Below are 11709 nucleotides of genomic sequence, written 5' to 3'. Positions count from 1 at the left end.
GCCGGCTCACCCTCGGCGTCGGCTCCGGCTGGTACGAGCGCGAACACCAGGCCTACGGACTGGAGTTCCCCGGCGTGGCCGAGCGGTTCGACCGGCTGGAGGACACCCTGGAGATCGTCACCCGGCTGTGGGCCGCCGAACCGGGCACCGAAGTGTCCTACCAGGGGCTGCGGACGGGAATCGACCGCTGCCCCGCGCTGCCCCGCCCGGTCCAGCGGCCCCGGCCCCCGCTGCTGGTCGGCGGCCAGGGCAAGCGCCGCACACCGCTGCTCGCGGCCCGCTTCGCCGACGAGTTCAACATCCCCTTCGGCGCCCCCGCGGACGTCGCCGCCGGCATCGACCGGCTGACGAAGGCCTGCGCCGAGGTCGGCCGGGCCCCGGAGGAGGTGACCGTCACCGCCGCCGTGGTGCTGTGCGTCGGACGCGACACCCGGGAGCTGGCCGCCAGGGTCCTCGACACCGGCGAGCCGGTCGAGGAGATCCGCGGCTACGGCGCCGTCGGCACGCCCGAGGAGATCGCCGAGACCCTGACCGCCTACCGGGACGCCGGGGCCGCGCACTGGTACGTCCAGATCAACAACCCGGCCGACCTCGGCCAGTTGCCGCTGCTCGCCGAGGCTGCCTCGCTCGTCCCCGCCGCCGGCCCGGCCGCCTGAGCCGCACGTCAGATCCGCACCACTGGGGGAGTCCCGCCATGCAACTCAGTCTCAGCTACTTCGCCGCCGAGGAGGGCTCGGCGGCGGACGCCTACCGCCTCCTGCTGGAGGGCGCCCGGTTCGCCGACCGCGAGGGCCTCACCGCCGTCTGGACGCCGGAACGGCACTTCCACCCCTTCGGGGGCCTCTACCCGAACCCGGCGGTGACCGCCGCCGCGCTGGCCGCGGCCACCGACCGGATCCGGATCCGGGCCGGCAGCGTGGTGCTCCCGTTGCACGACCCGATCCGGGTGGCGGAGGAGTGGGCGTTCGTCGACAACATCTCCGGCGGCCGGGTCGACGTCTCCTTCGCCTCCGGCTGGCACAGCCGGGACTTCGTCCTCGCGCCCGACGACTACGCCGACCGCCGGCAGCTGACGGAGGACCGGATCGCCGAGGTCCGCCGGCTCTGGGCGGGCGGCACGGTCACCCGCCGCGACGGCGGCGGGCAGGACAGCGAGATCACCGTGTACCCGCGCCCGGTCCAGGCCGAACTGCCGGTCTGGCTCACCTCCTCCGGCAACCCGGACACCTTCGTGGCCGCGGGCCGGCTCGGGGCGGGGCTGCTCACCCACCTGCTGGGCCAGGACCTCGACACCCTGGCCGAGCGGATCGGGCTCTACCGGGAGGCGTACCGGGCAAGCCCGCTGGGTGACGGCGGCGACGGGCACGTCACCCTGATGCTGCACACCTTCCTCGGGGACGACGTGGACCGGGTCCGCGCCGCCGTGCGCGGGCCGATGTCCCGCTACCTGCGCAGTTCGCTGCACCTGACCGGCCTGCTGGCCCGCCCGGGCGGGCGGATGCCGGACCTGTCGCGACTGTCCGAGCGGGACCTCGACTTCCTGGTCGGCCAGGCCTTCGAGCGCTACTTCGACCGGCACGGCCTGTTCGGCACGGTGGAGACCGCGGCGGCCCTGGCCGAGCGGCTGGCCGGCACCGGCGTCGACGAGATCGCCTGCCTGATCGACTTCGGCGTCCCCACCGACGAGGTGCTGGCGAGCCTGCCGCGCCTGGCCGAACTGGCCCGCGCCGTCGCCGGCTGACGCCGCGCGCACCGCGCACCACGCACGGGTGTGCGGCCCGGAGGAGAGCTCCTCCGGGCCGCACACCCGTTGTCGTCCGGCGGTCAGTCGGACTCGCGCATGTCCAGCACATGGGCGACCGGACCGGTGGGCCGGTCCGGCTCGGTCAGCACCAGGCTCTGGAAGAACAGCCAGGACAGCGTGACCGGCAGCTCCCGGGGGAACAGCCCGGTGCTCCGGAACAGCGTGCGCGGCGGCCGGTCGGCCAGCCAGTCGGGCAGGAACAGGCGCTTGCGGTCCGGCCGGTAGACGCTCGCGGCCAGGCCGGGCACGACCACCAGCGTCAACCGGTCCACCCCGCCGTCGTGCAACGAGGCGGCGTACAGCAGCAGGTCCTCGCGAAGCGCGGCGGCGAGGGCGGAGCAGTCGACGGCGGCCGGCTCCGGCTCCCGCTCCGCCACCGGGTGCTCCCCGGCGGTGGTGCCGGAGACCCAGCCCCGGCGGGCCTCGGCGAGCACGGCCGGCGGGACGGCGACATGGCGCCGGACGGCCCAGGCCTCGACATCGGCGAGGCGGGCCGAGGTCCAGGCCCGCAGCGCCTCGGCCTCGCCCGGCTCCAGCGTGCCCGGCTCCACGGTGAAAGTGTTCATCAGCTCTCCAGCTCTCCAGCTCTCCGGAACGGTCGTTCCCCCCGCGCGGCCGGTCCGCGCCGGGCCGGCGGGGGGTGGGACGGGCCGGGGTCAGTACTTGGTGGCGAAGCGGGTGTGCGGGCGCAGCGTGCGGCCGTGCCGGTAGCGGGAGAGGTCCGCCCCGGGGTGCTCGCCGTCGATCAGCCGCGTCACCAGGCGCCCGGTGATCGGCGCCAGCAGGACGCCGTTGCGATGGTGGCCGGTCGCGACCACCACCCTGCCGTCGCCGGGCCGGTCGATGATCGGCAGCTCGTCCGAGGTCATCGGGCGGAAGCCGCTCCACATCTCCTCGACGGGCCAGTCCGCGGCCTCCGGCAGTACGGTGCACAGCCGGCTCAGGATGGCCGCGACCACCCCGGCGGTGTTGTCGGCCTCGGGCCGCAGGTACTCCTCGCTGGTGCCCACCACGTACTGGCCGGGCGAGCGCTCCACGATCGAGCCGCAGCCGCCGCTGGGCATGAAGACCACGCTGTTCAGCAGTCCGGGCGGGCCGCTGAGGCGCAGCATCTGGCCCTTCACCGGGCAGACCGGGAGGGAGAGACCGAACAGCTCGCCGACCTGGCCGCTCCAGGAGCCGGCGGCCACCACCACGCGTTCGGCGCCCACCGTGCCCGCGGCCCAGCCGGTCGGCGGTCCGTTCCAGGGCGGACAGCAGCGCGCGCGGGTTGACCACCGCCTCGCCGTGGATCCGGATCGCGCCGTGGTGGGCCCGCGGGGTCAGCGCCGGTTCGAGCGTGCAGAGGTCCCGCGGCCCGACCCACTCGCAGTCCACGCCGGCCGCGGTCATCCACTCGATCCGCGGCCGCAGGCTCTCCGTCCGCTCGGCCAGGTCGACCAGGGTGAAGTCGGTGGACCGGTACCCCACCTCCGCCGCGGTGAGGCCGAACTCCCCCAGGAACTCCGGGTAGCGGGCCAGGCCGTCGCGCAGGAGGTCCAGGAACTCCGAGGGCATCCAGGGGTCGTACTCGCAGGCGGGGGTGAGCATGCCCGCGGCCGCGGTGGAGGCCCGGCCGTCCGTGGGGCCGCCCAGGAGGGCGACGGTGCGGCCGGCCCGGCGGAGCTCGACGGCCGAGCACAGGCCGATCAGGCCGTTGCCCACGACCGCCACGTCTACCTTCATCTGACCAATCATCAAAAGCTCGCTTCTCGCGTCGGGCTGGTCCGGGGACGGCCGGGGATCACGGGGAGACGCCGGCCACCGGGTAGTTCCGGTTGTCGCAGCCGCGGCACAGGTCATTGGACTCGCGGTCGCCCGCCTCCAGGGCCCGGCGCAGGGAGACGAGCCGCTCGTCGGCCCAGATGTCGTCCAGCGGGCGGGTCATGATGTTGCCGACGACGGTCTTGCGCCAGGCGTCCTCGGTGCACATGACGACATCGCCGGTCACGGTGACCACGAGCATCTCGGTCGGCGCGAAGCAGGGCAGGTCCACGGCGCTGGAGATCTCGTAGACGGCTCCGGCGCGGTTGGAGAGCTCCAGGTCGGTCGGCATCTGCACGACCTGCTTGTCCCGCTCGGGGACCGGCACGAAGTCGTGCCGGGTGACGATCAGCTCGTCGATGCCGGCCGCGATCAGGCTCTCGTAGCGCTCGTCGGTGAGGTAGTCGCCGTTGGTGAAGAGGATCTGCCGGCTCTGCGGGAGCCGCGCCCTGGCGTCGGCGATCAGGACCTCCAGGTCCTTGCGCAGCAGCGGCTCGTTGTAGAAGTGGTGGGATATCCGGCCGGTGAACCCGATGCGGACCAGCTCGTCCATCAGCTTGTCCCACACCTCGCGCTCCATGAAATGCGGCACGGGCGGGTTCGGGAGAATCGAGACGGGACAGTAACCGCACCGCCGATTGCACCTGCTGTTGACCTCGATCTCCACCACGAGCGGCAGTGCGACGGTCGGCGACGAAACTTCGAGAACGTCTTTCACGAATCCTCCGGAATTGATTGCTGATGCGGTCGGGAAGTTGACCGGGTCGACCCCGATGAAGCACTGTGGAAGCACAGTCCTTTTGTCATTGGGGAAATTAATGCATGAAACCACGGAAGCCGGTGGAATCGGGCCCGGCATGATTTGGGCACTGGACTTCGGGGGGCCCGGGGGCGAGGAGAGCTTCCGCCCCTTCGCCCGGCGCGGGCTGCCCGGGCTGGAGCTGAAGCGGCTCCGCCCGCCGGGGCTCGACGGCCGCCCGCTGCCCGCGCTGGACACCGATGCCTTCGTCGAGCACTACCTGGGCGGGGCCGACCCCGCGGCCGACCGGCCGCGGATGATCTTCGGTTACTGCGTCGGGGGCGTCTTCGCCCTCGCCCTCGCCGAGCGGCTGCGCCGGCTCGGCAGCCCGGTCGAGCGGGTGGTGCTGTTCGACACCGTACCCGCCCGCTCGGAGCACGTCGGCTACGAGTTCGAGCGGACCCTGCGGGACCTCGGCTGGCGCGAGGACGCGCCGCTCGGCGTCGACGTCCCCGCCGAACGGGCGGCCGCCGTCCCCGTGCTGGTCCGCGACCTCGATGCCGGACTGGTGCTGCTGGAAGCGGCGGTGCGCCGCTTCGTCGAGGCCTTCCTGGGTGCGCGGGGCGCGGCCGGACCGGTCCGGGACCGACTGGCCGGGACCCTGGTGGCGCGCTGCGGGTCCTGGCTGCGCTTCGTCGCAGCCTCCACCGTGCACCGGCCGCTGGAGTTCGCGGCGCCGGTGCAGTGCCTGGTCTCCGCGCAGCTGCGGGAGCGGGCCGAGGAGTACTGGGCGCCGCTGCCGGTGGCCGTCCGGTCGGTGGACTGCTCGCACAGCGAGCTGCTCGCCTCCCAGGAGTGCCACGACCTCCTGCTGGAGACCCTGGCCGTCCCGGCCTCCTGAGGCCGGCCCACGCCGTCGCTCCTCGGTCGGCCGTCGCTCCTCGGCCGCGCGGCCGAGGAGCGACCCCCTCACGAGGTGTAGTTGAGCGAGCCGTCGCGCCGGCCCCGGCTCGCCAGCCGCTCGAAGGACAGCATCGAGAGCGAGCCCCACACCACCGCGACCAGCAGTTCGAGCAGGGCCTGCCCGCCCGCGGTGGCCAGCGGACCGCCGCCGGTGAGCGTCCGGACCGCGGCGAGGCCGTGGGTGAGCGGCAGCAGCTGGGCGGCCCACTCGATCGGCGCCGGCCAGAAGTCGACCGGGACGTTCACACCGCCGAAGGTCATCAGCACCAGGTAGCCCAGGTTCAGGAACAGCCAGCGGTACTTGAAGTAGCGCAGCGCGCCGGAGGCCAGCACCGTCCCGTACAGGTAGGAGCTGATCCCGACCAGGACCAGGCAGAACGGCACCAGCAGGGTGGCCGGCCAGGCCCAGTCCGGGCGGAAGATCACCCCGACCAGGACCAGCACCACGCTGGAGCTGCCCAGTCCGGCCACGATCCAGTGCAGTCCGCGGCCGAGGTAGACCTGTCCCATGCCGGTCGGCGAGGCGATCAGCATGGCGTAGGTGCCCTGGTAGCGCTCCAGCGCCGCGGACGTGATGACCAGTGTCGATTCGAGCGCGATGACCGAGACGACGTTGCCCAGCAGGATGTAGTCCGTGGTGGCGCGGGAGCCGGCCAGCTCGCCGATCAGGGCGAAGAACACCACCTGGCTGGCCAGTCGGAGCACCCAGCCGAACAGCCAGGTGCGCAGCCGGTACATGGTGCGCAGCTCCGCGAAGCCGACCACCGCGGCGTTGGCGATCACACGATGCAGGTTCATGCCTTGCTCACCGAGCCTGTCCGGCGGGCACGGTCGGCGGCCTTGCCGATCAGCACCACGCCAAGTCCGAGGGCCACCGCGCCCAGCCCGACGAGGGCTCCCAGCCGCGGCAGCAGGTTGTCCACCTGGTCCTGGCCCGCGCAGTCCCGGAGCAGGTCGGCGGCCCAGGAGAGGAAGACCAGTCGGCCGGCCGGCTGGATCCAGCCCGGCAGCATCGAGAGCGGGAAGACCAGTCCGCCGAGGATGTAGAAGGGGTAGCTCAGCGCGTTCTGGAAGATCATGGTGTCCCGGCTCAGGACGAACAGGGCGGCCAGCATGGTCGCCGTGCAGGCCGTCGCGAGCAGGGTGAGGACCAGGACCAGGACCGCCAGCGCGGGGTGGCGCATCGGCAGTTCCACGTCGAAGCCCAGGTAGGCCACGAGCCACGACTCGACCAGGGTGAACGACCCGATCGCCATGACCGGCAGGATGCGCCCGCAGACCACCAGCGCGAAGGCGCGCGGCGCGGCGAGCACCAGGTCCAGGGTCGACATCCAGCGCTCGTTCTGGATCACGCCGCCGGCCACGTCGATGGCCACGAACCAGATGCCGACCAGACCGGTGCCGAGGATCGCGTTGGCGATCAGGTCGGGCCGCTCGGCCTGCTGGACGATCGACAGGAAGATGATCGAGAAGATGGGTGCCGTGATCACGATCAGCATGTGCTCGGGCGCCCGCATGCTGGTGTTCCACTGCACCTTGGCGGCGGCGCCGACGACTCGCAGGCTCATACGGTCAGCCCCCGCTCGCCCACCAGGTGGACATAGACCTCCTCCAGGCTCGGCCGGCCGGTCTGGACCGAGGTGACCCCCTGGTCGAGCAGCCAGCCGAGGACCACGGCCACGTCCTCCGCGGTGTGCACGTGCACCCGGTGGACGCCGGTCTCCTCCAGGGTGTCGATCCGGTCGACGGCCGGCAGTACCGACAGCGCCTCCCGCACCGCGGCCTGTTCCGGCGTCAGGGTGACGTCGATCCGGTCGTGCCGGCCGAGCATCTGGCCGATCGTCGCGGTGGGCTCGGTGACCAGGATCCGCCCCCGGTCGACCAGGGTGACCCGGTCGCAGAGGATCTCCGCCTCGCTCATGTCGTGGGTGGTGATCAGGATCGTCCGGCCCTCCGCCCGCAGCTCGTTCACCAGCTGGCGGAAGTCCCTGGTCGCGATCGGGTCCATGCCCATGGTCGGCTCGTCCAGGAACAGCACCGACGGGTCGCCGATCAGACCGCGCGCCAGGTGCAGGCGCTGGCGCATGCCGCGGGAGAAGCCCTCGACCGGCTCGTCGGCGCGGTCGGCGAGGCCGACCCGCTCCAGCAGCTCGGCGGCCCGGCGCTTCACCTGGTCGGGCTCGACCCGGTACATGGTGGCCCAGAAGACCAGGTTCTGCCGGGCGGAGATGCGGTCGTACAGGCCGTGGTCACCGCCGAAGACGATGCCGATCCGGCGGCGGACCTCCCGGACCTGGGTGACGACGTCCAGGCCGTCCACCCGGGCCTCGCCGGAGGTCGGCAGCAGCATGGTGCTGAGAATCTTCACCAGCGTGGTCTTTCCGGCGCCGTTCGGGCCGAGAATTCCGTGGGTCTCGCCCTTCGCCACCGAAAGGGAGACGCCGGCCAGCGCGACCGTCTCGCTGCCCGCGCCCTTGTCCTTCCTTTTCGCCTTCTTCGCGAAGGTGCGCCTGACGTCCTTTACCTCGATCACTGAGGGGTGTCCTTTCGTTCCAAGTCGGTTCCGCGGTCAGGCGGTGGCCCGGTAAGCGGAAAGCGCCTCGGCCAGCTCGTTCGGGGTCGCCGCCTCGAATATCACGTCGAGGGGGAGTTCCACGTCGAAGGTGTCGCGGATGTCGAGAATCAGCATGGCGGCGGTGAGGGAATTCCCGCCGTTGAGGAAGAAATTGGAGGCGGCGTCGAGCCGGTCGTCGCCGAGCACCTCGCGCCACAGCCGGACCAGTTCGTCCACCGGGCCGGCCCCGGCGGCGGACTCCGCTCCGTCGGTGGACTCCGCGCCGTCGGCGGGGGCGCCGCCCGGGGCGGGCGGCACGGCCCGGTGGGCCACGGTGGCCAGGGCCTTGTGGTCGACCTTGCCGTTGGCGGTCTCCGGGAACTCCTCCACGACCGAGATCCGGCCGGGGAGCGCGTACGGGGGGAGGTTCTCGCGGGCGAACGCCCAGATCCGGTCCGCGATCCCCTGCGGGTCGGCGGTCCTGACGTAGACGGCGATCAGGCCGTCCGCGCTCGGGTCGCCGTCCAGGACCGCGGCCGCGGCCTCCACCCCGGGCAGCGCCTCCACCACCGCCTCGACCTCGCCGAGTTCGATCCGGTGCCCGCGCAGCTTGATCTGGCGATCGGTGCGGCCGAGCAGCACCAGGCTGCCGTCCCGCTCCCGGCGCGCGAGGTCACCGGTCCGGTACATCCGGCCGTCGACGGGGTGCCGGACGAAGCGCTCGGCCGTCAGCTCCGGCCGGTCCAGGTAGCCGGTGGCGACCTGCGCGCCGCCGAGCCAGAGCTCGCCGGCGCAGCCGAGCGGCAGCTCCTCGCCGTGCGCGTCGGCGACCCGGGCGACGGTGTTCGCCAGCGGCGTGCCGATGGAGACCGTGCCGCCGTCGGTGTCGCCGACCTCTGCCACGGTCGCCCAGATCGTCACCTCGGTCGGGCCGTAGGCGTTCAGCACCCGGCCGCCGCGGGCCGTCAACTCCCGTGCCAGCGAGGCGGGAAGCGGCTCACCGCCGCTGATCAGCACCCGCCCGGCGAGCCGGTCCCCGGCCAGCGGCAGGATCCGGCGCCAGGCCGTCGGGGTCGCCTGGACCACGCCGACGGCGTGCTCCTCGACGAGGGCGAGCAGCGCCTCGGGGTCGTGCTGCGCCCGCGGCGGGGCCACCACGACCCGGCCGCCGGAGGCGAGCGGGACGAACAGCTCCAGCGCCGAGATGTCGAAGGTGAAGGTGGTCGACCACAGCGCCGTCGCGCCCGGCCCCAGCACCCGCCCGGCGAAGTCCCGCACCAGGTTGGCCAGGTTGGCGTGCGACACCTCGACGGCCTTGGGCCGCCCGGTCGAGCCGGAGGTGAAGATCAGGTAGCAGCGGTCGGCGGGGGCGCAGGGCTCCGGCAGGTCGGTGCGGTCGGCCCGGTCCGCGCCGTCCTCCGGCCGCAGCACCCGGCAGCCCGGGGGGACCGGCAGGTCGGTCCCGCCCGGTTCGGCCAGCAGCACGCGGGGGGCGGCCTCCCGCAGCTGGCCCTCCAGCCGGGCGGCGGGCTGCGCCGCGTCCACCGGCAGGTAGGCGGCCCCGAGCGACCAGCAGGCCAGCACGGCCGCGGCGAGCCGGGCGCCGCGCGGGAGCGCGAGGGCGACCACGTCGCCGGCCCGCACCCCGGCTCCGGCGAGGAGTTCGCGCAGACCGGTGGCCCAGGAGCCGAGTTCGGCGTAGCGCACCTGCTCCGCTCCGTCCTGGACCGCCACCGCCTCCGGCGTCAGGGCGATCTGCCGCAGCACCGCGCCGAGGACGGTGTCGGGGCCGCTGTCGGTGCGGGCCGTGTCGTTGGCGGCGGCGACGGCCCCGAGCTCCCACGCGGGGGCGATCGGGAGCCGGTCCAGCGGCGCCAGGACGTCGGCGGCGGCCGCGACCAGGAGGCGTTCGTAGCGCTCCAGCAGCGCCCGAGCGCCGGCCTCGGTGTGGGCCTGGCGGCGGAACACCAGGGTGGTGCCGAAGCCCTCCGCCCCGGCCCGCACAGTCAGTTCCAGGTCGAGCCTGCTGAGCCCGGTCCTGACCTCGATCGGGACGATCGGAAGGCCACCGACGGTCCGCTCGGAGGACGCCGTCGGAAGGAAGCTGAACATGTGCCGGAAGAGCGGCGCGGACCAGTCGGAGTGGGTGAGCCCGAGCTCGGGAAGGATCCATTCGGAGGAGGCGCCGGAGTGCCGCAGGCCGGTGAGGAAGGCGTCCCGGGTGCGGGTGGCCAGGTGGCCGAAGCCCAGCTCCGGCTCGATCCCGATCCGCACCGGCAGGGTGTTGACGTGGAAGCCGACCGCGCGGTCCCGGGCCGGGCCGCGCCGGCTGTCGGTGGGCACCCCGACCACCAGGTCGGCGGCGGCGCCGTGGCGGTGGAGCAGCAGGTAGTAGGCGGCCAGCAGGACGGTGCTGTCGGGGGCGCGCAGGGTCCGCCCGAGGGTGCGGACGGCGGCGACGGCCTCGGGGCCGAGGGTGTGGTCCACCCGGCCGCCGGCGAAGAGCTCGGCGTCGGGATCGCCGGCGGTCGTCAGCCGCATGCCGGCCGGGTCCACCGCGCGCAGCCGGTCGAGCCAGTGGTCGAGGTCGGCCCGCTCGGGCTCCGGGTCGGTGAACCGGGGGCTCTCCTCGGGCGGCTCCGCCGCGTCGGCGCCGGGCGTCGTGAAACGGTCGTAGAGGTCGGTGAGTTCGGACAGCAGGATGCCGGCCGAAACGCCGTCGAAAACGATGTGGTGGGCGACCAGGCAGACCACCGAGAAACCGCTCGGCGATCGGCCGTGGCCGACCCGCAGGAGAGGTCCGCGGGTGAGGTCGAAAGCCTCGGTCGCGAATTCCGCCAGGACCTGGTCGAGGGTGTCCTCGTCGAAGGCCAGGGGTGTCGCTCCGACCGTGGTGCGGCCGGGCGGCGACTCCGATCGCCGCAGCTCACCGGCCTCCTCGAAGAAGACGGTGCGCAGCGCGGCATGACGTGCGATCAGTGCCTCGACGGCCTCCCGCAACGCCTTCGGATCGAGTGCTCCGGGCACTCGGAAAGCGATCGGGATGTTCGAACCGGATCGTCCGGAAGTCAGTCGGTGGAGCAGCCACTGGGCATGCTCCTTGCGGTTCGCCCCGGTTTCCGCAGGACCGGAGTCGTCTCTCATCAAACCCACCCGTTACCCCACATTGTCTTGCCCGGGGACATAGGGAATCCCCGTAGTTCTGTCGACCCTGAGGGTGTGGAAAATCCCGGCGGTCGACGGACCGACAGGTGTGCCCCCCCTGCGAACTCACAGCATTCATCGACGGTCCCGGGTACGGCGCCGGTCGGCGCGCAGGACTTCCCCGTAATCCCCGATGTCGCTGGCGCCGAAAATGTGCCCCCTTCGGCGCGATCCCCGTGGCCGGTCCGGTGGAGCCCTGCGCGGGTCCCACCTGACCGATGCACCTCAAGATCGATCGTCACCATACACGCCGTCCGGCGAAGCCGCTAGAGCCGATTCGGGGGCCGCTCCCGGTCGTCGAAGGGGCTCCCACCTGCGGGGGGTCCGGGTCGGGCCGTGCACGGAGGAAGGCTGCCCGGCCGCCTCCCGGCGGGGTCGCCGGGGTCGGTGGCCCGCCGTCGCCGGGCGCCGCGGGGCCGCCCGCCGCCTGCGGTCGCGGATCCCGAGCAGCCTGCGGCCGGGCGCGGCGGCAGGGCTTCTGCGGCGGGCCGGTGCGGAGTTTGTGGGAATCCTGTATTGCCCGCTCGAATTTCCCGCCGACGGTCCTGGGAAATCGGCAACTCGGCCCGGGAACCGGCCCGTTCCGGGGAAACGGCGCTTACCGGCGGGCAACGGCCGCCTGGTTCGGCCGCCGGGCTCGGT

Annotated in this window: 9 protein-coding genes and 1 pseudogene; 3 read left to right on the top strand and 7 right to left on the bottom strand. The window is 73.1% G+C overall.

The features are described 5' to 3' along the window. Both VR45_RS09975 and VR45_RS09970 read left to right on the top strand, forming a co-directional pair. The coding region (locus tag VR45_RS09975) for an LLM class flavin-dependent oxidoreductase (RefSeq protein WP_045939327.1) at window positions 1–656 on the top strand (656 nt) is incomplete at its 5' end. A gap of 38 nt (window positions 657–694) precedes the next feature. Beyond that, on the top strand, window positions 695–1741 hold the full coding sequence (locus VR45_RS09970) for a MupA/Atu3671 family FMN-dependent luciferase-like monooxygenase (RefSeq protein ID WP_045939326.1): 1047 nt from the start codon (window positions 695–697) through the stop codon (window positions 1739–1741). A gap of 83 nt (window positions 1742–1824) precedes the next feature. Here VR45_RS09970 and VR45_RS09965 read toward each other — a convergent pair whose 3' ends face one another. The 3 genes and pseudogenes from VR45_RS09965 to VR45_RS09950 all read right to left on the bottom strand — a co-directional run bounded on the left by VR45_RS09965 (window position 1825) and on the right by VR45_RS09950 (window position 4466). Further along, window positions 1825–2370 (bottom strand): hypothetical protein, encoded by a 546-nt coding sequence (locus VR45_RS09965; protein ID WP_045939325.1) that lies wholly within the window; start codon window positions 2368–2370, stop codon window positions 1825–1827. A 90-nt stretch (window positions 2371–2460) separates the two neighbouring features. Beyond that, window positions 2461–3529: pseudogene (locus tag VR45_RS50520) on the bottom strand (FAD-dependent oxidoreductase). A gap of 58 nt (window positions 3530–3587) precedes the next feature. Next, window positions 3588–4466, bottom strand: coding sequence for an SPASM domain-containing protein (locus VR45_RS09950; protein WP_107084145.1), 879 nt, complete (start codon window positions 4464–4466; stop codon window positions 3588–3590). On the opposite strand from VR45_RS09950, the gene VR45_RS46800 reads away from it, so the two are divergent. Then, complete coding sequence (locus tag VR45_RS46800) at window positions 4465–5247, top strand: thioesterase domain-containing protein (protein WP_045939321.1); 783 nt, start codon at window positions 4465–4467, stop codon at window positions 5245–5247. The two genes, VR45_RS09950 and VR45_RS46800, sit on opposite strands and share 2 nt — an antisense overlap. A 68-nt stretch (window positions 5248–5315) precedes the next feature. Here VR45_RS46800 and VR45_RS09940 read toward each other — a convergent pair whose 3' ends face one another. The 4 genes from VR45_RS09940 to VR45_RS09925 are packed head-to-tail and all read right to left on the bottom strand — an operon-like array spanning window position 5316 to window position 11007. Next, on the bottom strand, window positions 5316–6107 hold the full coding sequence (locus tag VR45_RS09940) for an ABC transporter permease (protein ID WP_078896382.1): 792 nt from the start codon (window positions 6105–6107) through the stop codon (window positions 5316–5318). Continuing rightward, window positions 6104–6877: an ABC transporter permease gene (locus tag VR45_RS09935; protein WP_045939319.1), complete on the bottom strand. Its 774-nt coding sequence runs from the start codon at window positions 6875–6877 to the stop codon at window positions 6104–6106. Before VR45_RS09935 ends, VR45_RS09940 begins: the two co-directional genes overlap by 4 nt. After that, window positions 6874–7842, bottom strand: a complete 969-nt coding sequence (locus VR45_RS09930) for an ABC transporter ATP-binding protein (protein ID WP_045939318.1) — start codon at window positions 7840–7842, stop codon at window positions 6874–6876. The genes VR45_RS09935 and VR45_RS09930 overlap by 4 nt, the downstream gene beginning before the upstream one ends. A gap of 36 nt (window positions 7843–7878) precedes the next feature. After that, entirely contained in the window at window positions 7879–11007 is a 3129-nt protein-coding gene (locus VR45_RS09925) for a non-ribosomal peptide synthetase (RefSeq protein WP_078896381.1), read from the bottom strand. Window positions 11008–11709 lie beyond the last annotated feature (702 nt).

The sequence above is a fragment of the Streptomyces sp. NRRL S-495 genome (genome assembly GCF_000966955.1).
GTDB classification, from domain to species: domain Bacteria; phylum Actinomycetota; class Actinomycetes; order Streptomycetales; family Streptomycetaceae; genus Kitasatospora; species Kitasatospora purpeofusca.
This window is presented reverse-complemented; position numbering and strand designations above follow the sequence as displayed.

Coding starts and splice junctions, on each gene's coding strand:
- VR45_RS09970 (WP_045939326.1), top strand. CDS start 695: ATGCAACTCAGTCTCAGCTACTTCGCCGCCGAGGAGGGCTCGGCGGCG.
- VR45_RS09965 (WP_045939325.1), bottom strand. CDS start 2,370: ATGAACACTTTCACCGTGGAGCCGGGCACGCTGGAGCCGGGCGAGGCC.
- VR45_RS46800 (WP_045939321.1), top strand. CDS start 4,465: ATGATTTGGGCACTGGACTTCGGGGGGCCCGGGGGCGAGGAGAGCTTC.
- VR45_RS09950 (WP_107084145.1), bottom strand. CDS start 4,466: ATGCCGGGCCCGATTCCACCGGCTTCCGTGGTTTCATGCATTAATTTC.
- VR45_RS09940 (WP_078896382.1), bottom strand. CDS start 6,107: ATGAACCTGCATCGTGTGATCGCCAACGCCGCGGTGGTCGGCTTCGCG.
- VR45_RS09935 (WP_045939319.1), bottom strand. CDS start 6,877: ATGAGCCTGCGAGTCGTCGGCGCCGCCGCCAAGGTGCAGTGGAACACC.
- VR45_RS09925 (WP_078896381.1), bottom strand. CDS start 11,007: ATGAGAGACGACTCCGGTCCTGCGGAAACCGGGGCGAACCGCAAGGAG.